Genomic DNA, 25,894 nt, shown 5'->3' with positions numbered 1-25,894 from the left:
ATATTACTAATTTATATACAAGGGAAATACCTTTTCTTTGGTAAAATTAGAATGAGTTGTTTCTTCTTTAAACGCATTAAAATAAGGCTCCCATAATCTTTTTTGGGCTCTAAATATTATATCCTGATACGTTCCATCTGACATAATTTCATTAACAAATTGATAATGCTTATTATTATAAAAATTGCTAATTATAAAATGAAATCCAAGAAACAAATCCATTGGAGGATGTGCAATTCTAGGCGCCCCAGTAAATATAGCTTTTCCCGTGTCTACACCTGCCATTTCATCCCCACCTACTTGAAAATGATAATATGGATGTGTCGATTTATGAATTCCAGCACCAGGCTGATCCTGATCCAAACGCCAATAATTTACATATTCACCATCATCATCACAATAACCAATTATTTTTATCTGAAAATGATAACTTGACATTATCAAATCTTCATTGGATTTATCTTTACTTAAGTCAAACTCACAAGTATGATTAAAAAAAATTGCTAATTTCTTAACTTCAAAAGGTATGGTTCCAGATATTTTAGAATCAACATTAAAGACAATATCATTGACATTGATTTTATAATCTGCTCGATATTCGAAGCCACTTTGCAAAGCATAAATTTTCGATACGTCAATTGGTGCATCATACTTTGCTATAATTGCTAAAAAATCAGAAATATCTTTTATAAAATTTACTTTTTCCCAATGAATCATACCTCAAGTTGTTTCATTATTTCTCTTAACCTTGCTTTGTCTGATTGCTTAATATACTTAGTCAAATCAGATGACTCAAGTCCAGCTTTAATAGATATATATTCTTTTTCTTGCCAGGGAAATAAATCACGTTGATGTAATTCAAGTCCATCAAGAGAATCAATCGGCATTTTCGAATCCTTGCAGATTGTCCAAAAATTAGAACTACTTGAATGGGCAAGTTTTTCTTGAGGAATAAGAGATTGTAAATCCGTATTACCTATTAATTTTTGAACCCTCTGAGTGGCATTTAATCTTCGTAGACTTATGCCCTTATTCATTTCTTCCCACCAATGGTCTAATTTAAAACTCCACCATCTTTCATATGCATTTGAATAAATACCAGAATACTTAAAATCAATCAATTTGGCTTTAAGATTTTCCCAATCAGGAGAATCCATGGATACACCTAATCTTGCAGAAAGAACATCTTCACCTACAAGAATTCCAGTTGACCGTATGATATGGTTCAATATAAAGTTATTATATGCAAAAACATTGTCTGCAAATATTTCACTGGATAATTTTTCTACTATCCTATAGTCTATATTCTGTATTTCATCAGTTTTCAGCGCAAGAGTTTTAGAAAGATCTCCTTTATTTTCAATAACTTTCTTATAAGCTTCAATAACATCAATAAAACGAGTGGTATATTTTTTTATATTTTCTAAAAAAATTTCTTTAGAAACGGAATAATCAAATAAATCTTGACTTGAATAATCTCTAAAATAATCACAGATGTTTTTTTCAGTAGATATAAGCACTATTGGAATGTCCATTTGAACACTCCCTCCAACGGTTCTTATTGTCTGTGCGATAGTAGGTGCATCAAAGATTATTTTCTTACTTTCAGTAAGTCTAAAATCTAAAAGTAATAAATCAAAACCTACAACTTTTTGGAGTAATTCTTCTAAGCTTTCGGGATTGTAATGTTCAGCTTCAAAACCGTTTGCTTGTAATTCGTGAATAATTGAACCTGGTTGTAGATCTTCAATGTATAATATTTTATAAGCCATATTTTTCTAAATCTTTTTCTGTTGCTTTTGGTAATTCAACTCTAATACAAGTTGAATAATCTCCTTTTGCGGATACTACATAAACATTCCCTCTATAACTCTTAATAATATCTTTAACAATTTTGAGTCCTAAGCCAGTACCTAAGATCTCCGAAACATCATTTGTGTTCTCAAAATTATTAGGTGAGGTAGTTGTAAAAAATTCGTCAAAAACTTTTTCTTCATCTTCAGTCGAAATTCCATCGCCATTATCAGAAAATTCCAGATATACTTTATCTTCAAATTCGCCACATTCTATAAGTATTTTACCCTCACTATTTGCTCTTTTTATCGCTTTCTTTGAATTTGTATAAAAATTAAATAATATTGAAGACCACTCGGAAGGGTGCATAGGTTTTGTAAATATTCTGTATTTATTATAAATTGGCTCTACAAATTGAATACCAGATTTTAAAGCATCATTAGTGATCGATTTTCTAAAAGGCTCTACAACCCTACGCAGATCTAATGGTCTTAGTTCTCGTATAACATTTTGAGAAACAACATTATCAAAATATGATGTGTAGGTATGGAATGAAGAAAAATTCTCGTCAAGTATAGTAATTCTTTCTAATGCCAATTTATCATCTTGTAACCTTTCTAATAAATATCTAATATCGCTTTGGATATTATCCATATAATACTTGATTTCATGGATAAATTGGGCGATTGTTAGTCCAACACTACTTAAAACTCGAAGCATTGAACGTTCTTTAATGATTAGCTCTTGCTCTTCTTTTTGAATCTTTTCAATCTCCTTTATTGCATCTTGAACTTGTTTTACTCTTTTTTTTCTCTGTTTTTTTGCTTCAATTCCTCCGGATTCATTTTCCAGTTCTCTATCCAATTCTTCTAAAGTATGAGCAATATTTTGTATTCTAAATTCAATTTTACCCCAATTGCCATCTTCATCTTTAGACTGTGAAGTAGTTATTTTTACATTTCTAACTTCCGCAACTTTAATAACTCCAGTAATTATTGTTCTATAAACAAAATTTTCTAATTGAATTAAAGCATCATTTTCACTTAACCCTTCGCGGCTAGATGTTTCGTTAAAATTATTTTCTCGATCAATTAATTCAACAAATCCAAAAAAGTTATTATTACCATGTGATGGCAAGATACTTCTTGTTCGTAAAGATTTATCGAGTTTTAACCAATCATTGCTCGGCTCACCATATGGCAAAACCCTAAAACCGTTTCTGTATAATCTAATTCCCCCCTGTGTTTGAGCTAATTTTTTAATTTTTGTTGCTTGCATTTTAGGGACTAAATCAGAATCATGAATAAAATAGTAGGCTCTAAATTTTACATTTTTTAGTTTATCAAATGGAATTTGATTATTATCAGGATTATTTCCAATTTGTCCTATTTCATTGATATTTAATTTGTCACTTTCGATGGAATATAATCCAATTCCTGTATCATCAATTTCACCTTCTATAATTGCAAGCGCATGAGAATGAAATTGAAGAATTTCATTTTTTATAGTTTTAGGAACATTATTAACTATCTTGACAAATTTGCTTTTAAATCCGGGATCATTAGTTATATCAATTCTCTCTTTATCGTCAATTTTCTTTCTTTCAGTAAGAGCAAATGGCTGAATGATATCAGTAACGTAATTGAATATTCTTTGAATAGCAGCCTCACTCCATCTTTCCCTTAAACCGGATATGATTAAAGTGGTACCTTTTTCTCTTTTTTTTGGAATTAGCTTTAGTGAATTAGAGATAGAAGATAAATTAATATCACCTATATATTCATTCCAATCTATTGAAAGCATTAATGCAGATTCTGATTCTGAAGTTTGAGTTATAATAGTTAGTTTATTACCAAGTCTCTGTACGGCAAATCTCCCAATTCCTTTTTGACCGGCTCTGGTTCTTTTGTATGTTCTAGATAAGGGGTTATGAATCTTGTCAGTTGAAGAAATTCTCATAAACCCATTTACCAATTCATCCCTTGTCATTCCATCACCATCATCTTGAATTCGTAATGTACCACCGATACTGTCTGAATCAATGAAAGAAAGTGTTACTTCTTGGGAATCTGCATCATACGAATTTTTTACTAATTCAGAAACGGCTGTTTCTTGTCGAGCTACTAATTCTCTTCCTAATCGGTCTATTAAACCAGCGTCAATAGAAAATCTAACTTGATTATCATCTAAATTTGCTATACTATTAGATAAGGATAAGATAATATTATTATCAGAATGCTCTTTTTGAACCTCTTCACTCAACTGTTTTTTTAATTTCTGTATTTGAAGCGTTTTTTCCAATTTTGTAATATTATTTAAGCAAATATATTCTTTTATAGTGATATTATAAAGAGACTTATTTCTTATATTTAAAACTAAGTAAGATTAACGCAATCATTCTTAGTAGCTAGATAGAAATAATAAAAATTGTTAGTTATGATTCTGATTTTTTCAAATAGCTCAAATGTGAAATCAATTTTCCATTAAGCTGGTAATCTGAATGTTGTATTTGTTGTAATGAAGTGTAATTGTCTTAGAAATAAGTTTCTTAATTTCAAATTCATTGTCACTTTATTGATTTCAATTATGTTTTCTACCAAATTTAAATCAATTTTAGTTTTTAACTAAAAAGGTCTCTTATTATTGAGTTTACGTTGATTAATCTAATTTTAAAATCGAATCTTTCATCAATTAACTTTTATTTGTATTACTTTATAAATAAGTAAATAATAATATTTAATTTATAAGGTTTTTACCGAAAACTGTATTCTTTAAACTGATTTATGGTATCAAATTTATCTAGTGAATATTAAAAATAAGTAATAAATATTTGTTTTTAAAAGTATTATTTTTTTTTGAAAATTATTTAATTCAAAAACCTTTTTTATCTAACAATCAATTTAAATGGAAATTTAATCTTTGATTTATAATGTATTAATTTTTAACGATGTGAAATCAAAAGCTAAAATGTCTTTAAAAGAGAAAGAAGAAAAAAGAATCAAAGAAGAAAAACAAAATGCAGCAATAATTGAGTTGTGCATTGATATTATTGTTTCTGATGTTTTTAAGAAAATTTATGAGCAAAATAAATCTAATGACATTAAAGATTAAATACTATTAAATTTAAGCTTATGTCGAACAGCTTGCTCCATGCCTTGTTTTATTAGGATTATGGAGTTCGATTCCCTTCAGCACTAAATATTTTTTCCTTTATGATTTTGTTTTTATTAAAAAATAGATGTAAAAAATGATAATTTCGATGTTAAAACATTGATTTTTATAGAAATAAATAAAAAAGGAAGGTGTTCGACACCTTCCTTTCTGTGGAGTCGCCGGGAATCGAACCCGGGTCCAAACAAGCAACTAAAGAGCTTTCTACACGCTTATTTCCTGATTAGGTTTTCGTTGTTGAGCCAGGCCAGAAACAACCACTCAACACTTATCTTCTTAATTTCGAAATCTACCCGAAGCTCATAGAAATCTAGGTTTATTTTTACGGTTCCCCTTAACTGACCGCCACAAACCAAGGCTTTCAAGGAGAATCCAGCTTCCCTATCTGATAGGGACGTGGCTAATCTTACTATAATTCAGATTATGCAGCTAAAGCGTAGTTATTTTCGCCGTGTAAAAGTGTTGAGATCTTATATTTACGAGCAAGGTCTCAATGCTCGACGTGCTTACTGTTCAATTCGACTTGCTGTCAAAACCAGTCGACCCCAAAAATAAGTCTGCAAATTTAGAGTATTTGAAATTACTTTCTGCTAAAATTTTAAAAAAAAAGTCATAAAGTCCAAAGTCGAAAGCCCAAAGTCAGCATTGGCAAATGTTTTTAAGACTTTACGACTTTTGACTTTCGGCATTACGACTATAATTTTACTCTTCGTCTTTAAAATTAAAAGGATAATCTCCGAACACCGGAGCTAATTTTCGAACGGCATACGTGTTTCTTGTCATTTTATTAGAAAGCGCAATTATTGTAACTCCTTCATTCATCAAAGTAATATAAGAGGAAGTATTACCATGCCACCAGCCATTATGGAAATAAAAATTTTGTCCCGTTTCCCAATTGATCATTCTTATGCCAAGACCATAATTTTTTGTCCCTTTTCTTTCATTACTGTAACCGGTGTAAACTTGTTTTAGTAATGCAGGTTTTAGAAAATCAGGTGAGTTTCTGGCTCTGTCAAATTTCAGAAGGTCTCTTGCAGTAGAAAAAACGTTTTTATCGCCATACACATTGTCTAAATAATCGAAACCAATTTCTACACCATTCCCCTTATACGAAGGAACAATCTTTTTTCGGTCTTTATCATCGTCAAAAACATAAGTATGAGTCATTCCAAGGGGTTTGAAAATCATTTCAGACATTGCTTCCTTATAACTTAAACCCGTAATTTTCTCAATAATAAGTGCCAGCATAGCATAATTCGTATTACAATAGCTAAAACGGGTACCAGTTTTGGCTTCCAGACCAATATCTTTAGTAGCCAGAATATCCAGAATGTCTTTATTTGTCAATTGATTGTGACGGTCCCAAACCGATTTGTCATGATCTGTAAAATAAGCGTAATTACGCATTCCGGTACGATGGCTTAAAAGCATTCTGATGGTGCATCCTTCGTACGGAAATGTTTTTAAGATAGTATTTACTTTCTGATCCAAATCTATTTTACCCGCATTTACCAACTTTAAAACTGCTGTAGCCGTTAATACTTTGCTAACGGACGCAATCTGAACAGGAGTTTCAGGTGTAATTTTTGTGCCCTCATTTTTATTAGCAAAACCATTATATTTTTCAAATAAAATCTGACCGTTTTTGGCCACTAAAAAACTGCCGTTCATATTATTATTGGGCCAGTTTTTAGTATAAAAATGATTTATTCTGCCCATAACTGAATTTTTATAGGCCTGAGAAACTTTTGGTTCTGAAGCTAAAGGCTTCATTTTAGGCAATGTATCTTCGACTTCCGGAGTGGTATCTGTTGCTGTTTTTTTGTTTTGGCCGCAAGAACTTAAAACTAGTATAGAAAAAAGTATTTGTGGTATCTTTGTTTTTTTAAGGAAAATCATTTGCATCGTTCTTTAAAAACAAATATATCGAATTCAATTTTGTCGTTTTCTCAATTAAAACGTGTTTACGACTGCTTTTTAACATAATTTTAAGACAGTAAAATTATAGTGTCTTGTTTTTCAGCAAGTAACGGTTTTGAAACATTCTAAATAGGAATTTGCAAACAAAATTTTAACTAAATTTGTTACATTTGAAACAAATACGATATAAAAAGTTATATAATTAAATATTAAAATAAAGTCTAAATGAAGTTTGGAATAATAAAAGAAAGAAAAAATCCGCCGGACAAAAGAGTTGTATTTTCTCCAAATGAATTGAACAGATTAAAACAACTTTATCCCGAAGCTTCTGTAAAAGTGGAAAGTTCCGATATTAGAATATTTTCAGATGACGCCTACAAAAGTATGGGGATTACAGTTGCAGATGATATTTCTGACTGTGATGTTTTATTTGGTGTTAAAGAAGTTCCGGTAGAAAATCTAATTCCGGACAAAGCGTATTTCTTTTTTTCTCATACTATTAAAAAACAGCCTCATAACAGAAAATTACTGCAGGCCATTTTAGAAAAAAATATTGACTTATACGATCACGAAACCATTGTTGACGAACTCGACAGACGTTTAATTGGTTTCGGAAAATATGCCGGAATGGTTGGGGTTTACAATGGAATTAGAGCTTTCGGAATCAAATTTGAATTGTTTAAGCTTCCAAAAGCAGAAACACTTTCTGGAAAAGATGCGATGATAACGCAATTAAAACGCATTACAATGCCCGCCTTAAAATTTGTACTTACCGGAACAGGAAAGGTTGGGAGCGGAGCCAAAGAAATTCTGGATGCCATAAAAGTAAAAGAAATTACGATTGATAATTACCTGAATAAAAAATATGCTCAGGCTGTTTATGTACAGCTTGACGTTTTGGAATACAACAAAAGAAAAGACGGTGAAATGCTGGATTTTAAAGATTTTGTGAATCATCCTGACGAATACGAATCCGATTTTGAAAAATTCACAAAAGTGTCCGACATTTATTTTGCCGGCCATTTTTACGCCAACAATGCTCCATTGATTTTGACTAAAGAAATGCTAAACGCAAGTGATTGTAAGCTTAAAGTTGTGGCAGATATTTCTTGTGACGTAAATGGCCCAATTGCCTGTACAATACGTTCTTCAACAATTGAGGAGCCTTTATATGGTTATTTTCCGTTAGAAGACAGGGAAGTTGATTTATTTCATCCCGCTGCAGTGGCAGTTATGGCGGTAGATAATTTACCATGTGAGATTCCAAAAGATGCCAGTGAAGGATTCGGAGAGCAGTTTATGCAGCATGTAATTCCGGCTTTCTTTAATGGAGATAAAGACGGAATTCTACAACGCGCCAAAATCACAGAAAAAGGAAAATTGACGGAAAGATTTAGCTATCTGCAGGATTATGTAGATGGTAAATAAGTTTCTAAGGAACCAAGGTGCTACGTTTCTGAGCTCTTATAGCTTAGAAACGTAGCAACTTACTATCTCAGAACCTAAGGTTAAACCATTTCCTCTGGCTTCACCCATGCATCAAAATCTTCCGGCGTTACATAGCCTAGACGAACAGCTTCTTCTTTAAGAGTTGTTCCGTTTTTGTGAGCCGTCTGAGCGATTTCTGCGGCTTTGTAATATCCTATTTTAGTATTTAAAGCCGTAACCAGCATAAGTGAATTGTCTACCAATTCTTTTATTCTTTTATGATTAGGTTCGATTCCCTGTGCGCAATGTTGATCAAACGAAACACAGGCATCTCCTAATAATTGTGCCGATTGTAAAAAGTTTGCCGCCATAACAGGTTTAAAAACATTCAATTCGTAGTGTCCCTGCATTCCTCCAACAGCGATTGCCATATCGTTTCCGATAACCTGGGCGCAAACCATTGTTAATGCTTCACATTGGGTTGGATTTACTTTTCCGGGCATAATAGAAGATCCCGGTTCATTTTCGGGAATATGGATTTCGCCAATTCCGGAGCGTGGGCCTGAGGCTAACATCCTTACATCATTTGCGATTTTGTTTAATGAAACAGCCAGTTGTTTTAAGGCACCGTGTGTTTCTACAATCGCATCGTGAGCTGCAAGTGCTTCAAATTTATTTTCTGCCGTTACAAAAGGATGATTGGTAAACTGCGCAATATATTCGGCTACTTTTACATCGTACCCTTTTGGGGTATTTAAGCCAGTTCCGACAGCGGTTCCACCTAAAGCGATTTCAGATAAATGGGATAAGGTGTTTTTAAGCGCTTTTAAACCAAATGCCAGTTGTGCAGCGTAACCTGAAATTTCCTGACCCAAAGTTAATGGCGTTGCATCCATAAGGTGCGTACGTCCAATTTTGACAACATCTTTATATTCTGCTGCTTTTTTTACTAAAGTTGCATGAAGTTTTTCAACACCCGGAATTGTAGTTTCTACAACCATTTTATAAGCCGCAATATGCATTCCGGTTGGAAAAGTATCGTTTGAAGATTGTGATTTATTCACATCATCATTGGCTTTGATGAATTGTTCACCTTCACCGATTTCAAAACCTTTGAGAACTTGTGCACGATTAGCGATTACTTCGTTTACATTCATGTTGCTTTGAGTTCCCGAACCAGTCTGCCAGATTACTAAAGGAAACTGATCGTCTAGTTTTCCTTCGAGAATTTCGTCACAAACGGCTGCGATAGCATCTCTTTTTTCTATTGGTAAAACACCTAAATCGTAATTTGCATACGCCGCTGCTTTTTTTAAATAGGCAAAACCTTCAATGATTTCTTTTGGCATGGATGCCGATGGTCCTATTTTGAAGTTGTTTCTGGAACGTTCTGTTTGTGCACCCCAATATTTATCGGCTGGGACCTGAACTTCGCCCATGGTGTCTTTTTCTATACGGTATTTCATTTTGTTGTTTGTAAAATGTTATTTGTAAATGTAAAATGTAAAATGTAAAATGTAAAATGTAAAATGTAAAATGTTCAATATTAAATAAGTGCATGTTTTTGAAAATGAATTTCCAGCCCTGTCGAGCGCCATCCTTTTTGTTTTTTTTTTTAAAATAAAAAGATACAGATGATCCTGAAATTTCAGGAGAAACAGCTCCTTAAAATTATTATTGCTTTTAACAAAGTCTTTATTTAAAAGGCTTCGCATTAAAAAAAGCTTATTTAAAATCAGTATAAATATACGGATAAATGTTATTTAACGAAAATTGATTTAGATTTTATTGCTGAAAAAAAATATATAGTCTACATTTGTCGTAACATTCAAAATTCCGGAAAACATGTTTGAATTTTCACAGTACTTAGGCTTTTTACTTTTCTTAACCATTCTTACTATAGGATTTTGGTTAATGTTTTTCTTAGTTGGTTTCGTATCTTATTGGGTTACGGGTGCAAGCTGGGAAATGATCAAAGAGAAGAGAGCTAAAAAAAGACAAGAAGAACAATCTTTTAAATTATAAGATTTTAGATTGATGTCATAAAAAAAGGACCCGTTTTTACGAGTCCTTTTTTTTGTTTCATAAAACAGGAATTTTAATTTCAATTGAAGTAAAAAAATCCGGATTCCAATTGCAAAATCGAAATCCGGATTGATATTAATATTGAAATTTAAATTATCCGGGAAAATCACCTCCGCCTTCGCCACCACCTTCGTTTTTAGGCATGTTTTTATCTCTTTCGCCTTTTGCTTTATTGAAACGGTACGTAAACGATAAATTGAACTGACGTTTACGGAACTGAAATTCACTGTATGAATTTACATTATCTAAATAAGTATACGATCTCATTTTTCTTGAATTGAAAACGTCGCTGATATTGAAAGCAATGGTAGCTTTGTCTTTTAATACATCTTTGCTAAAAGCAGTATTCATCCCGAACTGACCTAGATTTTTTCCTTGTGCAGTTTTTTGATCGCCGTTGTACATGGCAGTTAATTGCCAGTCAATTTTGTACGGAAGCGTTACTTTAGAGTTAATTCTTGCGAACCATGAATTGGCCTGATTGTCTAAATTCTGAACCACAACATTGCCTTGGGTATCGGTATAGGTGTTTTCTCCTGTAGTTTTTACATTAAAGAAATTGAAGTTACTGTTCAATTTCCACCATTTGTATGGCGTGTAATTAAAGGTAAATTCGAAACCAAATTTTTGTTCTCTTCCTAAGTTAATAGGAGAACTTTTGATTACCGGAGTACCTTCAACGATCTGACCTGGTGCTGGAGTTACCACTTCACCATCCGGAGTCACCACATCGCCCGTAGGAGATCTTACGAAGCTGAAGACGTCCTTTGTGTTTTCAAAATAGGCCGAGGTATTAAAAGTGACTTTATCCCATCTTTTAATATAGCCAATATCATATTTATCTGTTAAAGAAGGATCTAAATCCGGATTTCCCTGAAAGATGTTAATGTTACTCGCATAGTTTACAGCTGGATTCATAAAACGTCCTCTTGGTCTCGATAAACGTTTGCTGTAACTAGCTGAGAAGTTGCTTTGGTCTGAAATTTCATAACTAACAAAAGCACTTGGAAATAAATTGTTGTATTTTTTAGTATTGAAATCGTTGTTGTCTAGTAAGTTAACTTCGATATTAGTGTCTTCCCATCTTAAACCAAATAAATAAGAGAATTTATTTGTTTTGAAACCATATTGCGTATAAAGTGCATTAATGTTTTCCTTGTATTCTAATGTGTTTGATAAATTAGGATTTGGAACGCCGTTATTTGCAACATCATAAACGTTATTCAAATCGCCAAAACTTCCTTTATAACCTGCTTCAAACTGGCTTCCTTCGCCCAATGGCAAGACGTAATCTGCCTGAAATAAAACTTGTTTTTGTATTTGATCATTTAATGTACTGTCGTATCTCGGCGAGTCTTCAATTATGCTTTCGCTGTCATCGGTATTTCTTGAAATAGAAAAATCTGCAGTAAGTTTGTGTCCTTTGTCGTTGAAATTTTTAATTAAGTTTGAAGTAAATTCAACATTTTCGCTGCCAGTATCAGCGTTGTTTAAACGATATGTTGTTCCTGTAAAATTACGACCGGCATCATAATTATAGTAATTGATCAAATCACGGTCATCACCTGTATTTTTTTGGTAATTGATCGCATTTGTCCAGAAAGTGGTTGGTGTAATCGTCCATTCAAAGCCGGCTCTTCCGTTAAATCCGTTTCTTACACGTTTGGTGTCACGAGTTTCGTCTAAGAAACTTGTAGTGTTTTTATTGTCGTCTAAATACTCAGAATTTGTTTTTCCGGCTCCTTCATTTGTTCTGTAATTGTATCCGGCTGTTGTAAAGTAGTTTAATTTCTCTGTTTTATAATTCACATTGCCACTAATCCCATACGTTTCCGGTAAACCTGTCGAAGCAATTAAAGTCCCGTTAAAGCCTTGATTTTTTCCCTTTTTAAGAACGATATTAATAATTCCAGATCCACCTTCGGCATCATAACGTGCAGATGGATTGGTAATAACTTCAACTTTATCAATTGCATCGGCAGGAAGCTGTCTTAAAGCTTCTGCCATATTGATAGCCTGCGAAGGTCTTCCGTCAATTAAAATTCGGATATTGTCGCTTCCTCGTAAACTGACATTTCCTTCGGTATCAACAGAAACAGATGGAACATTGTCTAAGACATCGCTTACACTTCCGCCTTTTACAATCATGTCCTGGCCAACGTTGTAGACTTTTTTGTCCAGCTTTATTTCTACTGTAGATTTTTCAGCGCGAACTACAACTTCATTAAGCTGAGCTGCGTCTTCAGATAAATTGACAACACCTAAATTTGTGTCGCCTGAAATGCTTCTTTGTTTAATTTCTGTTGATTTGAATGAAATAAATTCAACTTTGATATCGTATGTACCCGGAGCAACAGCAACTTCAAATTCTCCTTTTGGATTTGTAATTCCGCCTGCAACTACCTTAGTATCGTTTGGAGCAGTAATCGAAATTGTAGCATATTCTAAAGGTTGTTTGGTTACTTTTTCTAAAACTTTTCCGGAAACTTTAACTTTGGTACTACCGCCCGGACCTTGTTGTGAGTAATTGTAAAAACTCGTAAACAAGAATACAAGTAATACGACAAATTTGATTTTTTTCATTTTTTGGTTTCTTTTCTTTTTAGACGGCAAAAATAGTTTTTGGTTTAATGAGAGAAATCACAAAAAAATGTTAATTGAATATTTTAGAATCAATCTAAAAAAGAAGCAACCTTCTCAGGATCCCGGCCAATTATAGCTTTTCCGTCTTTAACAACAATTGGGCGCTCAATTAAAATCGGGTTTTCAACCATTGCAGCGATAATCTCATCATTTGTCAGCCCATTATCCTTATAATTTTCAATCCAAATTTTTTCTTTTGTTCTAATTAGCTGAATCGGATCTAAATCAAGCTGTTGCAGCAGTTTTTTTAATTCTTCAAAAGAAGGTGTTTGCGTTAAATAAGGGATAATTTCAAATTCCTGATTGGTTTTTTCGATAAAAGCCAGACAGTTTCTCGATTTTCCGCATCTTGGGTTATGGTAAATTTGTATCATTTTGTTATATTTAGGTATTCCAAATAAGGAAAGATAAAAAAGAGGTAATTTAGCGTTACCAAAAGTAAGACTAACTTACTAAATAAGAATTCTCATTTTTTAAAATTTTACATTTATGTTTTTAGAGCAAGGAATTAAACCTGAAAATAAGTTCTGGAAGTATCTTTTAGGATCGTTGTTTATTATCGCCGCTTCTTTTGTGGGACAAATTCCGATTACAGCTGCTGTTTTTTATAAAACATTTACCGAAAAAACTGCTTTTCCTACTACAAATGAAGGAATTATGAGAATGTTTGAATCCAATACCACTCTTTTTCTGGTCATGATTTCATTTGTTTTTGCTTTTGCAGGAATCTATTTTGTAGTGCGGTTTATTCATCATCAGACTTTATTATCTGTTACAACTTCGCGATCAAAAGTAGATTGGAAACGTGTGGGTTTTTCCTTTTTTATATGGACGTTTTTTTCGCTTCTTAGTTTTGCATTTGTTTATTTCAGATCTCCGGAAAATTTTATTTTAAATTTTAAATTAATTCCTTTTTTGATTTTGGTTGTTTTGGGTGCCATTTTAATTCCCATTCAAACCAGTACAGAAGAATATGTTTTTAGAGGTTATCTAATGCAGGGGTTTGCGAATTTGGCCCGTAACAAATGGTTTCCGCTTCTTATGACTTCGGTTATTTTTGGATCGATGCACTGGGCAAATCCGGAAGTAGCCAAAATGGGAAATGTAATTATGATATATTATATAGGAACGGGTTTGTTTTTAGGAATAATAACATTGATGGATGAGGGAATGGAGCTTGCCTTGGGTTTTCATGCTGCAAATAACCTTATAGGAGCTTTGTTAGTCACGTCTGATTGGTCTGTTTTTCAAACTAATTCCATTTTCAAGGATTTATCAGAACCATCGGCAGGTGTAGATGTTATTTTGCCTGTAGTGATTATTTATCCGATTTTGCTGTTTATTTTCAGTAAAAAATACGGTTGGACAAATTGGAAAGAAAAGTTAACAGGAAATATTAATAATACAGAAGTAATACAATAAAGTCATGCCAAATTTAACCCATAGAAATGTTCATAATTATTTTAAGCTAAATGGCTATCATCTCAATGCCAATGATTTGTGCCGCGTTGCATACAGTTATGTTAAAGAAGGAGATGCTTACGAACAATCGATAGGAGAGTTTTTTATGGATTGGTTTGATAAAAAGGATTATATCGAAATGACAACTTCGGGAACCACCGGCCTTCCAAAATTGGTTCGTTTAGAAAAACAGGCTATGATTCATTCTGCCCTGGCAACAGGTGATTTTTTCGGTTTAAAACCGGGCGATAAAGCATTATTGTGTCTTCCAACTCAGTTTATTGCCGGAAAAATGATGTTGGTGAGAAGTTTGATCTTAGGATTAGAATTGGATGTTGTTTCGCCAAGCCTTCATCCTTTGGCTTTTAATTCTGCAACTTACGATTTTGTGGCAATGGTGCCGCTTCAGGTTCAAAACTCGATAGAAAAACTGGCTAACGTACGTAAGTTAATTATTGGTGGTGCTAAAATGGATTCTTCACTGGAGGAAAAATTAATGCCTTTAAAAACAGAAATCTATGAAACTTACGGAATGACTGAAACCATAACGCATATTGCAGCAAAACGTCTGGGAGATGCTGTTTTCTCTGTTTTGCCAAATGTAAAAATTTCGCAGGACGATCGTCAGTGTCTTGTGATAAATGTAACCACAATTTCTGATGAACCTATTGTGACAAACGATTTGGTAGAATTGGTAAATGAAAAACAATTTATCTTTTTGGGAAGAATTGACAATGTGATAAATAGTGGAGGAGTAAAATTGATTCCTGAGCAGATTGAAGCTAAATTAGTAGGCAAGATTAACAGCAGATTTTTTGTTACCGGGCTGCCGGATACTACTTTGGGCGAAAAATTAATTTTGGTTATTGAAGGGGAAAAACAAGATTTTGCTCCTGATTTTTTTGATGTTTTAGGCAAATACGAAAAACCAAAAGAAATTGTTTTTGTTTCTAAATTCAAAGAAAACGCGAATGGGAAGTTACTTCGTAAACCCACTTTGCAGGATTAATTAAAATAAAAAATTCCAGATTACAATTTATTATTGGAATCTGGAATTTAAATATTGAGATATAAATTATTAAGCTTTTCTTTCTAAAAGCGCCATATAGAATCCGTCAAAACCTGACTCTGAAGCTAACATTTTACGATCCTGAACAAAAGTAAACTGTTTTCCTATTTCTGTTTTTAAGAATTTCTCTACTTGTTCCTGGTTTTCAGATGGTAAAACAGAACAGGTTGCATAAACCAGTTTTCCGCCTGGTTTTACAATTTTAGAATAATTTTCTAAAACCTCACTTTGAACTTTACGAATGTTGTCGATAAATTCAGGTTGTAATTTCCATTTAGAATCAGGGTTTCTTTTTAAAACTCCTAAACCGCTGCAAGGTGCGTCAATTAAAACACGATCTGCTTTTTCGTGTAATTTTTTGATCACTTTTGTGCTGTCAATTATTCTGTATTCAATATTAAAAGCGCCATTTCTTTTCGCTCTTAATTTTAGCTGTTTCAATTTACTTTCGTAAAGATCCATCGCAATCAACTGACCTTTATTTTCCATTAATGAAGCCATGTGCAATGTTTTTCCGCCTGCACCTGCACAAGTATCAACTACACGCATTCCCGGTTTTACATCCAGAAATCCTGCAACTAACTGTGAGTTGGCATCCTGAACTTCAAATAAACCTTGTTTAAAGGCATCAGTTAAAAATACGTTGGCTCTTTCTTTTAAAACAAGAGCTTCTGGCTGGTCTTTTAAATATTCTGTTTCAATATTTAAATCCATTAACGTATTTCTAAGGCTTTCTTTGGTGCCTTTTAATGTATTAGTTCTCAAAATAACTTTTGCCGGCTGATTTTGAGCTGCAATTTCTTTAGACCAAACCTGCTCACCTAATTCTTTAACTCCAACTTCGTCCATCCAATCCGGAATCGATTCTTTTAAAGCTCTAATTTTAGATAATTCGTCAAAGCGGCCTTTTATTTTCCTTTCCGGAGTTCCTTCCAATTGTCTCCAGTCCGGAATAGGATACCCGCGAAGTACTGCCCAAACAGCAAACATTCTCCACAAATTATCTCTGTCGTAAGGTTCTTTTACTTCGGCAATTTCCGCATATAATCTTTTCCAACGAACAATTTCGTATATCGTTTCAGCAACAAACTTCCTGTCTGAGCTTCCCCAGCGTTTGTCTTTTTTTAATGCTCTTGCTACCACTTTGTCTGCATATTCTCCTTCATTGAAGATAGCATTCAAAGAGTCAATGGTAGTATAAACTAAATTTCTGTGTAATCTCATTTTTATTATTTGAAGTGCAAAGGTACTATTAATTGATTGAAAGTTAAATTTTTAATACCGAATCTTATTCTGACTTTCGTTTAAAGAAAAAAAACACTCCGATTGAGAGTGTTTTTTTGAAATATATTATTGTTTTGTAATTCGGGTTAACCCAATATTTTCGGGAGCATGAAGCACCATTGGGAATTTCTCTATTTTAACAGAACTGCTGTCCAGACCAAAAGCTCTTTCTTCAGACAAACTCAGTTTTTTAATGAAGAAATAAGAATTCATGATAATATTTTCGTGCCATCTTAAATCATTGTCATTGGATAAAAATTTCTCAGACAATACAAATTTAAAGTCTCCGATAATATTGTTTTTGTTTAAAGATTCATAACGACTGGTAATATCAACTTCACCGCGTTTTACCATATCCTTGATAACCTCCCTGAACATTAAGTTGATTTTGGTTGGTTCTCTAAAACCTAAATTAAAATCGATTCTGTAAATATCATCTTTTGCAATTTCAGTTACTTTATATTGAGTTTTATAAGGTTCTGTCAAAATATTTACGTGAACAAACCAATAAATATCAGCTCTCTTTGGACGTTTTTGAAGAATAGAATAAATGATTTTTTCCTCCAGTTCGTCAATACGGTTAGCATTTGTCATATAAACCAAATGCGTAGCATATTTTGGAATAGAAAAATCTTGGCTTAATTCAACTAATACCTGTTTGTAATCGTCAATTTTAACGACCTTGGTATAGTTCTTATTGATTTTCTTAGCTAAATACCATATCGTCATTATCGAGATAAGCATTGATGCAATAATCAAAGTAACATAACCGCCCTCTGCAAATTTGGTAATATTCGCAAAAAGGAAACTGAACTCAATCAATAAATAAATTGTAATTAACGGCACCATAAAGTACAGTTTTACACGCTTCATGATTAGGTAATAGTTCAGTAATATTGTTGTCATGATCATGCACAAAATAATGGCAAGACCATACGCATGCTCCATATTTCCGGATTTTTCAAAGTGTAAAACAATTCCAACACAACCAAAAAACAATAACCAGTTAATAGACGGAATGTACAATTGACCTTTTACTTCTGTAGGATATTTGATTTTTACTTTTGGCCAGAAGTTCAGACGCATTGCTTCGTTGATCAGTGTAAACGAACCGCTTATAAGTGCCTGAGATGCAATAACGGCTGCTAATGTAGCAACCACAATTCCGAAAGGTAAAAACCAATGTGGCATAATTAAGTAAAAAGGGTTACCATTTTCGCCGCCTAATTGCTGTAACGTACTTCCTTCATGGTGAATTAGATAAGCCGCTTGTCCAAAGTAGTTTAATACCAAAGTTGCTTTAACAAAAATCCAGCTTATTCTGATGTTTTTTCTACCGCAGTGTCCCATGTCAGAATACAATGCTTCTGCTCCGGTCGTACACAGAAATACAAAACCCAGAACAAAAAACCCATCAGGATGAATCGATAATAAATGATAAGCGTAATACGGATTAATTGCTTTAATTACTTCCGGAAAGTTAGCCACCTGAATAGCGCCTAGAGTTCCAAGCATAGCAAACCAGATTAACATCATCGGAGCAAAGAATTTACCGACCAGTTTAGTTCCGAATTGCTGAATTGTAAATAAAATAAATAAAATCGTAATAACAATATATACAATGGTTTGTGTTTCCATTGTGGGATAAAATGCCCGAATTCCTTCTACCGCAGATGAAATCGAAATAGGAGGGGTTATAATTCCGTCAGCGAGCAGGGCACTTCCTCCAATAATGGCAGGAACTATAAGCCACTGAATCTTTGTTTTTTTGACCAGAGCGTAGAGTGCAAAAATCCCACCCTCGCCATGATTGTCTGCACTTAAGGTAATCAGTACATATTTTATTGTAGTTTGTAACGTAAGGGTCCAGAAAACACAAGAGATACCTCCTAAAACAATGTCAGCATTAATCGTATGATCGCCTAAAATCGCCTTCATTACATACAATGGAGAAGTACCTATATCTCCATATATTATCCCTAAAGTAATCAATAAACCCCCAATAGACAACTTACTATGTAAGTTTTTATGCGATGCGCTCATGTATATTTTTATAAAAGACGGTTGCAAATTTACTGTTTTAAAACAAATTAGCATCAATTAAAAGTAAAAAGATAAAAAAAAGCACAATCCTAGAATTGTGCTTCTTTCTCATATTTTGTATTTAATTAACTTAACCTCTTCTGCCACCTCCACCTCTGGAGCCCGATCCGCTCTCTCTTTGAGGCTGGCTGCTTCGGGATGACTCTGAACCTCTTGATTCCTGACTCATTCTTGCAGCTTCAGATCTTTGCTGACTTTGCTGCTGTCTGGGAGCTTCAGATCTTGGTGCTTCAGATCGTTGCTGACTTTGTTGTGGTCTTGGAGAATATTCTCTGTTTGGCGCACTCGATCTGTTTTCAGCCTGACTTCTTGCACTCTCAGATCTTTGTGCAGACATTTGGCGATTAGTATTTCCTCTCGATTCTGAGTTTCCTCTGGACTCTGCTCTCGGGCTGCTTTCAACTCTTTGGGCATTGTCATTTCTTGACGAATAATCGCGATTAACATTTCTTCCCGTACTTGCATTTTCTGTATTTCTTCCAGTAGAGTTGTTCGATCTGCTACTGTTAGATCTGTCTACAGCATTTCTACTTGTAGAATTTCTGTTTTCGGCATAAGTCCTGTTTGAATTCCTGTTATCAGAAGATCCTGGTCTTGCTGTTGCATTTCTGTTGGTATTGTATGTATTTCTGCCAGATTCTCTGCTGGCAACCCTTCTTTGATCCAGTTCGTATCGGTTCGAAACATTAGAATGTCTTTGTGAAAAACTACTGTTAGGACGCATTCTTTCGTAACCGTAAGTACGTCTTGTTTCATAAATAGCAGGAGCTCTGTAACTTCTTCTTACATTCACGTAATTGTAATGGTTGTTTACATTGATATAAACATTTACATTATTTCTGTATCTGAAAACCGGATACGGATTCCAGGCTCTGTAGTACGTTGGATAATAACCCCAATACCATGTTGAATAATAGGGTCTGTAATTTGTAACCCAGAATGAAGTGTAAATTACCGGAACGGTGTTGTAAACCGGTTCGTAAATGTAATTATCGCCATACAAATAAGTATTTCCGACAACCTGAACATTTACCTTGTTGTAATTGTCTCTTTCCACGTCTATGGTCGCTATGTCCTGATACACATCACGATCTAAAACAGCCTGAATAATTACTACGTGTGTTCTGTCTTCTACACTTTCGATTACTCGAAGATAATCAACCTCATTGTCGCCATTAAGGTCAAGATTTGATATCTGATATTTAGGATCGTTAAGACGTCTTTCAAAATCCTGAAGGTTTGCTGATTCTCCAAAAATAGAGGCAACAGCCCTTAAATCTAAATTATCGCTTATATCTGAGTTTTTTGCATAAACAGTAGCGCCGGCTTGTGCCTGGCAAGAACTTACACCTAATGCAAATAGGGCTAATAAAAGTATTTTCGCTTTCATGACTTATATATTAAGTTTTCTGTAATGGAATATTCAATTACTGTGCCACAAAAAAATAGAAGAGGTTTGTAGTTTTTGATTGAGTTGTTAATGTGTTGAAAATCAATTATCTTATTCTTGGTTGTCTTTTGTAAGTTAAGATCTGATTGATAATTATCTTCTGTTGGATAAAACAATATCGAGTACATTCAGAAAAATAGCAGCCACGAAACCTATTTTTTGAAACGTTTGAGAAGCGTCAACTTGTTGTAATTGAGGCTGCGGTCTCTGTTGGGGTTCCGAATTCAAAATTGGATAGATGTACGCGACATCCTCATATTTATTTCTGCCTATTACAGATTGAATATAAATGGTGTTGATGCCTTTTTCTTTATGTTCGATTACTCTGAAATAATCAACTCTGCCATCGTTGTCCATATCAACATTTGAAATAGTGTAGACTGGAAAGTTTAATTTTCTTTCAAAGTCCTGTAAATTCTGAGATTCTTCGTAAATCTTCAATACTTCATTTAAATCTAAATTATCTGATATATAATCGTTTTTAGCCTCAATTTCAAATCCTTGAGCAGTGAGAAAATTACACGATAATAGAATTATTCCTATAATTATTATTTTTAATTTCATTACTTTTCTTGTTAAAATTATATTAATTATATTTCAAACACTGTGCCACAATTATTGTAGAAAGCTATTTGTATTTTTATAAATAATTGTATTTTAGCAAAACCCTAAATATTATTTATATGAAAAAAGTACTACTGTTTTTTTGCATGTTTCTTGTGTTTGTCTCTTTTAGAGTTGTAACAAATGAGAATAAAGCAAGTTTCTTTAGCGGTTTTACCGGAGTACAAATAGATACGTTGTTTCGGGATAAAATTAGTATCCGCGCTATTATAATTGATAAAAATAAAATTTGGTACGGAGCAGATAATTCACGTTTTGGAAGTTTTGATCTTGATAAAAAGGAAAAGCACGAAGAACGTATTTACCGTGACACTCTTAATTTGGAATTTAGAAGTATTGCTCATACATCAAAAAATGTTTTTCTTTTAAGTGTTGCAAATCCCGCATTACTTTATCAGGTTGATAAAAAAACAATGAAAACCAAACTTGTCTACAAGGAAATTAATCCGAAAGTTTTTTACGACAGTATGCAGTTTTGGAATGATAAGGAAGGAATCGCAATTGGCGACCCGACCGAAGATACCTTTTCAATTATTATTACCCGTGATGGCGGCGAAACCTGGACAAAGGTTTTGTCTGATAAACTGCCAACAAATTCTCAGGGCGAAGCAGCTTTTGCGGCAAGTAATACCAATATCGTAATAAAAGGAAATGATACCTGGCTGGTTTCCGGAGGAAAAAAAGCCCGTGTTTTTTATTCTGCAGATAAAGGTAAAACGTGGAAAACTGTTGATACACCAATTGTACAGGGAAAAGAAATGACCGGAATCTTTACAGCAGATTTCTACGATTCAAAGCATGGATTTATTGCCGGAGGCGATTACGAGTTTCCGGATAAAAAAAAGGACAATAAAGCTTTCACTGTCGATGGTGGAAAAACCTGGCAGTTAATAGGGCAAAACATGGGATTTGGTTATGCATCATGCGTGCAGTATGTTCCCGGCGGAAATGGAAGGGAAATCATCTGCGTTGGATCTGAAGGCGTGCAATATTCTCAAAACGGTGGTGAAAACTGGACCCAGTTATCTACAGATTCGACGCTTTTTACCATTAGGTTCGTTAATCGAAATACGGCAATAGCTGCGGGGCATAATAAAGTAATCCGACTTCGTTTTAAATAATAAGAACCCTAAATAATAAAGTAAGTATTATTATATAGGGTTCCTATCGCTGTTGTATCGTTAAGTTTAATCTTTGTTGGCTTTGTCGCGGTATTGCTGCAGCAATTTTCTGCTAAAATCGTCTTCCGATTTTTTAAGTACTAATATTTTCTTTGCAGGAAGTACTTTCTTTACATTGTTCATGAATTTTTCACGAAGCTGGTACAATTCCTTATCTGTACTTTCTATTTGAGATAATAGAGTAACAGCTTCTTTTTCTGAAAGGTTTTTGATATTATCATCATTTAATTTCTTCAGATAAGTTTTCATTTTATAATGTCTTAATTCGAATTGTTTATCGTCATACGCATTATAAATTGGCCAGAATTTTTCGGCTTCTGTTGAAGTTAATTCTAATTCTGTCGTTAAAAAAGAAACTTTAAAAGCCTTAATTTTTTCACGTTTTTCATCCATTTTTCCATTTTGTGCAAAAAATGAAAAACTAATCAGAAAGAGCAATAACGGTAAAATGTTTTTTATTTTCATTGTTAAGCTAAGTTGTGGGTTAAGTTTAATTTTGTTCCGAAATCAAATGTTCAATATTCGGATTTGTTGCTAAAATATCTTCCAGCGTTTCATCTTCAAGTGAAACATTTTTATTTAGTTTTTCAATATCACTGTCGTCTAATTTCTGAATTAAATCGTACTGGCTTATATTGGACTGATAAGATAAATAAGTTTCTAATGTAGCTTCGTCAAGATCATTAGATGTTGCTTTGTAATTATTAACGATCGGAATTAGTAAAGCAAAACCAATCACCGCAGCGGCCGCCAGCGAAAGTGATTTTTTATTTTTGTAAAACGGAATTACTTTTACATCTTTTTCGTTTAATTGCTGTAAAACCTTTTCGGAAAAATCATCAAAATAATTCTCTGGTGCTTTAAACCCGGATTTTATTTTTGGTTCGTTTTCTAATTTAAATGTTTTCATAATACTTATAAGACAGTTTTAGTTACAAAAGGTTTAATTGGATGTAACATATAATTCAATTTTTTTTACTGCATGATGATAAGATGCTTTAAGCGCTCCTACTGAAGTGCCCAGAATATCTGCAATCTCTTCGTATTTTAGTTCTTCAAAATATTTCATCTTAAAAACAAGTTGCTGCTTTTCGGGCAGTGTTACAATTGCTTTATGAAGTTTGATTTGAATTTCATCTCCGTCAAAATACTGATCGGCTTTTAAATTATCTATAGTTTTATTCTGAAGATCTTCAGATGAAATTCCTCTCAGTTTTGCTTTCTGCGATAAAAAAGTCAAAGCTTCATTTGTAGCAATGCGGTACATCCAGGAAAAAAGTTTGCTTTCTCCTTTAAAATTTTTAAGATGCTGAAAAACTTTTACAAAAGTGTTCTGTAAAACATCGTCTGCATCATCATGATTCAAAACAATGTTTCGAATATGAGAATACAAAGGTTTCTGGTAATCGGACAAGAGTTTTTGAAACGCAATATTTTGCGTCTCAGGATTTAATAATTGTTTTATAAAATCTTTCTCGTCTATCAACCTTTTTGTTTTGTAACCTTCTGTTAGAAGTTAGACTGAATTAAAAACAAAAGGTTTAATCCGTTTCAATTAAAATTCTGACTGTTCTTCTTCTTGTGCAGGAGTTTGTGTTGGAGCAGGCGTTGCAGGTGTGGCCGGTTTGCGTTTTACAGGTTCTGTTTGTGTTGGTTTTGGAGCTTGGGTTTGCGTTTGCTCTTCAGATTGGGGAACTGTTGTTTCCAAACCATAAACCGGTTCTGTAACCGTTGGAATTACTCTCGGTTTTACCGGGAAATAAATTTCGGTTACCAATTTAGAAGAACCTTTTACGTCCATTTTGCTAAGAGTCCAGATCTCAAGATGCGACCAGCTCAAGTCCGGTATAATTTTTTCATTATTAATATAAGCTGTTGTTTTTGCAATAGCTTCGTTTCTGTGAGAATAATCTCCTGTAAGAGTAGTTTTTACAGCGTCAAATCCGTTTAGTTTTCCGGAAAGGATATCACTTCCCGAACTAATGGAAATTTCTTTATTGATAGGAAGACAGATTGAAATTTTAGCTAAACCAGATTTTGTATCATAAGTATGGTAAATAATAAATGGTTTTCCGTTTGCCGCCAGTCCATTGGTTTCACTAAAGTGAATTAGTTTCGGAATTACAATTCGTGCATTTTTATTTACTTTGGCAATTTCACTTGTAAAAGTCTGGCGAATATAAGGGGTTTCTGTTTTTTTAACAGGTCCGTCTACTTTAACAGCGTATGTTTTAGTTTCGTAATCCAGATTTTTATCAATATTAGCTAAACTTTTTTCGTAAATAGTTCCTATAACTCTGTCAGAACCTCCATGTAATGAGCTATAGATTTTAAAAAGAAAACTCATCGTTCCTTTTCCTTTCCAGGTAACTTTTGTTTTTCCGTTTAAGGTATCTTTTAAAGTCCAGGTCACATCGGCATCTGTACCATCATATTGTATTTTTTGGTCGATACTTTCGCCCTCTTTTGTTTTAAGAATTATAGCATTTCCTTTTCCGTCAGCACCATCCCAATAAAATGAAGCGCCATTTCCGCTTGTTTTATTAGCGTAAGTCATTTTTATAGAAGGATCTTCCAGAGACCACGATTCAAAATCTTCATAATTTCTAAAGTCATTCAAATAATTATACACCGTCGAACGTGGCGAATTGATAACCTTACTTCTTTCTACAATAAAATCTCCCTTCTGAGTTGCAATAAAAACAGTAAGGGCAACAAAGCTTAGTAACGCAAAAAGGAATAAATATTTTAGAATTTTCATAGCAGATATTTTGATTTGGGTAAAGTTAAAAATTTTATTGTCATCTCAATAATAACCCGTAATTATTAGGTTTTATTTTATAACAGCGGATATTTTATTTGAAAATTAGTTTTTATTTTCAGATCGGTTATCTCTTGAAGAAGAATTTAATTAAAAATAAAATGGCAATAAAAAGCAGAAATACAAGAAGCACTTTGTAATTTCCTTTATAAAAGATTTTATGTAAGGCTAAATCTTTTCGATATGCAAATATCATAATAATTACAAAAGCAATAAAAAAACATACTCCAAATAGTATTTGTCCCTGGCTAAACATGATATAAAAATTTTTAGCAAATTTAAAGAATTGAATATGATTTAATGCTAAATTGCTTTTCAATTATTAAATTATATATTTTATTTTCGAATTTATTTCAAAGTGACTTACATTAGCAAAAAAAAGAAAATTATAATATGAAAAAACAACTCGACGCCGTAACAGAATTTCACACCGCTTTTAAAATTGGCCACAGTGCAACTCCAATTGCCGATGTTGGAGTAGAGAAGAAATTGCTTCGTTACAATTTAATGAAGGAAGAAAATGAAGAATATTATGAAGCGGTTCAGAATAATGATTTAGTCGAAATTGCCGATGCACTTGGCGATATGATGTATATTTTATGCGGAACAATTATCGAACACGGACTTCAGGATAAAATTGAAGCGGTTTTTGATGAAATTCAACGAAGTAATATGAGTAAATTAGGAGAAAACGGACAGCCAATATATCGTGAAGACGGTAAAGTAATGAAAGGCCCGAATTATTTTAAACCTGATTTTTCGAAATTATTCTAAGTAACATACTCAGAATCTACGCCTTGATTTTGTTTTAAATAGGTAAATAAAAACCCGATAAAACTAAATTTATCGGGTTTTCTATT

Annotated in this window: 23 protein-coding genes and 1 other RNA gene; 7 read left to right on the top strand and 17 right to left on the bottom strand. The window is 33.3% G+C overall.

All coding sequences use genetic code 11. From position 1 onward, the window contains the following. Window positions 1–6 precede the first annotated feature (6 nt). The 3 genes from ABEB31_RS02460 to ABEB31_RS02450 are packed head-to-tail and all read right to left on the bottom strand — an operon-like array spanning window position 7 to window position 4,095. Window positions 7–717 carry a hypothetical protein gene (locus tag ABEB31_RS02460; RefSeq protein WP_347049755.1) on the bottom strand — a complete coding sequence of 237 codons (711 nt, stop codon included), beginning with the start codon at window positions 715–717 and terminating at the stop codon, window positions 7–9. Next, window positions 714–1,772, bottom strand: coding sequence for a hypothetical protein (locus tag ABEB31_RS02455; protein ID WP_347049754.1), 1,059 nt, complete (start codon window positions 1,770–1,772; stop codon window positions 714–716). The genes ABEB31_RS02460 and ABEB31_RS02455 overlap by 4 nt, the downstream gene beginning before the upstream one ends. Then, the gene (locus ABEB31_RS02450; RefSeq protein WP_347049753.1) at window positions 1,762–4,095 is read right to left on the bottom strand and encodes a sensor histidine kinase; all 2,334 of its coding nucleotides are present in this window, start codon (window positions 4,093–4,095) and stop codon (window positions 1,762–1,764) included. The genes ABEB31_RS02455 and ABEB31_RS02450 overlap by 11 nt, the downstream gene beginning before the upstream one ends. Window positions 4,096–4,743: 648 nt before the next feature. Between ABEB31_RS02450 and ABEB31_RS02445 the strand changes: the two genes are divergently transcribed. Further along, the gene (locus tag ABEB31_RS02445) at window positions 4,744–4,905 is read left to right on the top strand and encodes a hypothetical protein (RefSeq protein ID WP_347049752.1); all 162 of its coding nucleotides are present in this window, start codon (window positions 4,744–4,746) and stop codon (window positions 4,903–4,905) included. A gap of 210 nt (window positions 4,906–5,115) precedes the next feature. On the opposite strand, the gene ssrA is transcribed toward ABEB31_RS02445, so the two are convergent. Together ssrA and ABEB31_RS02435 are read right to left on the bottom strand one after the other, a co-directional pair. Next, window positions 5,116–5,512: a transfer-messenger RNA gene (gene ssrA / locus ABEB31_RS02440) on the bottom strand. A gap of 155 nt (window positions 5,513–5,667) precedes the next feature. Continuing rightward, window positions 5,668–6,870, bottom strand: a complete 1,203-nt coding sequence (locus tag ABEB31_RS02435; protein ID WP_347049751.1) for a serine hydrolase domain-containing protein — start codon at window positions 6,868–6,870, stop codon at window positions 5,668–5,670. 240 nt (window positions 6,871–7,110) lie between these two features. On the opposite strand from ABEB31_RS02435, the gene ABEB31_RS02430 reads away from it, so the two are divergent. After that, a complete protein-coding gene (locus ABEB31_RS02430; RefSeq protein ID WP_347049750.1) occupies window positions 7,111–8,313 on the top strand; it encodes an NAD(P)-dependent oxidoreductase in 1,203 nt (400 codons plus the stop codon). An 80-nt stretch (window positions 8,314–8,393) separates the two neighbouring features. Here the strand turns inward: ABEB31_RS02430 and fumC are convergent, their stop codons facing one another. Then, window positions 8,394–9,779, bottom strand: a complete 1,386-nt coding sequence (gene fumC, locus ABEB31_RS02425) for a class II fumarate hydratase (protein WP_347049749.1) — start codon at window positions 9,777–9,779, stop codon at window positions 8,394–8,396. 379 nt (window positions 9,780–10,158) lie between these two features. Between fumC and ABEB31_RS02420 the strand changes: the two genes are divergently transcribed. Next, window positions 10,159–10,338 (top strand): hypothetical protein, encoded by a 180-nt coding sequence (locus ABEB31_RS02420; protein WP_281232448.1) that lies wholly within the window; start codon window positions 10,159–10,161, stop codon window positions 10,336–10,338. A 153-nt stretch (window positions 10,339–10,491) separates the two neighbouring features. Here ABEB31_RS02420 and ABEB31_RS02415 read toward each other — a convergent pair whose 3' ends face one another. Then, window positions 10,492–12,981, bottom strand: coding sequence for a TonB-dependent receptor (locus tag ABEB31_RS02415; protein WP_347049748.1), 2,490 nt, complete (start codon window positions 12,979–12,981; stop codon window positions 10,492–10,494). An 89-nt stretch (window positions 12,982–13,070) separates the two neighbouring features. Beyond that, window positions 13,071–13,415 (bottom strand): arsenate reductase (glutaredoxin), encoded by a 345-nt coding sequence (gene arsC / locus ABEB31_RS02410; RefSeq protein ID WP_347049747.1) that lies wholly within the window; start codon window positions 13,413–13,415, stop codon window positions 13,071–13,073. A 115-nt stretch (window positions 13,416–13,530) separates the two neighbouring features. Here arsC and ABEB31_RS02405 point away from each other — a divergent pair, with 115 nt between their 5' ends. Both ABEB31_RS02405 and ABEB31_RS02400 read left to right on the top strand, forming a co-directional pair. Further along, entirely contained in the window at window positions 13,531–14,463 is a 933-nt protein-coding gene (locus tag ABEB31_RS02405; RefSeq protein ID WP_347049746.1) for a CPBP family intramembrane glutamic endopeptidase, read from the top strand. Window positions 14,464–14,467: 4 nt separating this feature from the next. Beyond that, entirely contained in the window at window positions 14,468–15,511 is a 1,044-nt protein-coding gene (locus tag ABEB31_RS02400; RefSeq protein WP_347049745.1) for an AMP-binding protein, read from the top strand. Window positions 15,512–15,580: 69 nt separating this feature from the next. Here the strand turns inward: ABEB31_RS02400 and ABEB31_RS02395 are convergent, their stop codons facing one another. The 4 genes from ABEB31_RS02395 to ABEB31_RS02380 form a co-directional block, all read right to left on the bottom strand. Further along, complete coding sequence (locus tag ABEB31_RS02395) at window positions 15,581–16,795, bottom strand: RsmB/NOP family class I SAM-dependent RNA methyltransferase (RefSeq protein ID WP_347049744.1); 1,215 nt, start codon at window positions 16,793–16,795, stop codon at window positions 15,581–15,583. Between the two features lie 126 nt (window positions 16,796–16,921). After that, the gene (locus ABEB31_RS02390) at window positions 16,922–18,898 is read right to left on the bottom strand and encodes a KUP/HAK/KT family potassium transporter (protein WP_347049743.1); all 1,977 of its coding nucleotides are present in this window, start codon (window positions 18,896–18,898) and stop codon (window positions 16,922–16,924) included. Window positions 18,899–19,028: 130 nt separating this feature from the next. Next, on the bottom strand, window positions 19,029–20,348 hold the full coding sequence (locus ABEB31_RS02385) for a hypothetical protein (RefSeq protein WP_347049742.1): 1,320 nt from the start codon (window positions 20,346–20,348) through the stop codon (window positions 19,029–19,031). Between the two features lie 153 nt (window positions 20,349–20,501). Beyond that, window positions 20,502–20,972: a hypothetical protein gene (locus ABEB31_RS02380; protein WP_347049741.1), complete on the bottom strand. Its 471-nt coding sequence runs from the start codon at window positions 20,970–20,972 to the stop codon at window positions 20,502–20,504. Window positions 20,973–21,091: 119 nt separating this feature from the next. Here ABEB31_RS02380 and ABEB31_RS02375 point away from each other — a divergent pair, with 119 nt between their 5' ends. Beyond that, entirely contained in the window at window positions 21,092–22,153 is a 1,062-nt protein-coding gene (locus ABEB31_RS02375; protein WP_347049740.1) for a VPS10 domain-containing protein, read from the top strand. 66 nt (window positions 22,154–22,219) lie between these two features. On the opposite strand, the gene ABEB31_RS02370 is transcribed toward ABEB31_RS02375, so the two are convergent. The 5 genes from ABEB31_RS02370 to ABEB31_RS02350 all read right to left on the bottom strand — a co-directional run bounded on the left by ABEB31_RS02370 (window position 22,220) and on the right by ABEB31_RS02350 (window position 25,290). Further along, window positions 22,220–22,678 carry a sensor of ECF-type sigma factor gene (locus ABEB31_RS02370; RefSeq protein WP_347049739.1) on the bottom strand — a complete coding sequence of 153 codons (459 nt, stop codon included), beginning with the start codon at window positions 22,676–22,678 and terminating at the stop codon, window positions 22,220–22,222. 25 nt (window positions 22,679–22,703) lie between these two features. After that, the gene (locus ABEB31_RS02365; protein ID WP_347049738.1) at window positions 22,704–23,123 is read right to left on the bottom strand and encodes a hypothetical protein; all 420 of its coding nucleotides are present in this window, start codon (window positions 23,121–23,123) and stop codon (window positions 22,704–22,706) included. A 33-nt stretch (window positions 23,124–23,156) separates the two neighbouring features. Continuing rightward, window positions 23,157–23,699, bottom strand: coding sequence for an RNA polymerase sigma factor (locus ABEB31_RS02360; RefSeq protein ID WP_347049737.1), 543 nt, complete (start codon window positions 23,697–23,699; stop codon window positions 23,157–23,159). Window positions 23,700–23,768: 69 nt separating this feature from the next. Then, the gene (locus ABEB31_RS02355) at window positions 23,769–24,974 is read right to left on the bottom strand and encodes an SRPBCC family protein (RefSeq protein WP_347049736.1); all 1,206 of its coding nucleotides are present in this window, start codon (window positions 24,972–24,974) and stop codon (window positions 23,769–23,771) included. Between the two features lie 127 nt (window positions 24,975–25,101). Next, window positions 25,102–25,290 carry a hypothetical protein gene (locus ABEB31_RS02350; RefSeq protein ID WP_347050034.1) on the bottom strand — a complete coding sequence of 63 codons (189 nt, stop codon included), beginning with the start codon at window positions 25,288–25,290 and terminating at the stop codon, window positions 25,102–25,104. A gap of 137 nt (window positions 25,291–25,427) precedes the next feature. Here ABEB31_RS02350 and ABEB31_RS02345 point away from each other — a divergent pair, with 137 nt between their 5' ends. Then, window positions 25,428–25,808 (top strand): pyrophosphohydrolase domain-containing protein, encoded by a 381-nt coding sequence (locus tag ABEB31_RS02345; RefSeq protein ID WP_347049735.1) that lies wholly within the window; start codon window positions 25,428–25,430, stop codon window positions 25,806–25,808. The last annotated feature ends 86 nt before the right edge of the window (window positions 25,809–25,894 follow it).

It is taken from the genome of Flavobacterium olei (assembly GCF_039749035.1).
Taxonomy (GTDB): Bacteria; Bacteroidota; Bacteroidia; order Flavobacteriales; family Flavobacteriaceae; genus Flavobacterium; species Flavobacterium olei.
The sequence above is the reverse complement of the archived record's forward strand: the minus strand, read 5'-3'. Positions and strand labels throughout refer to the sequence as shown.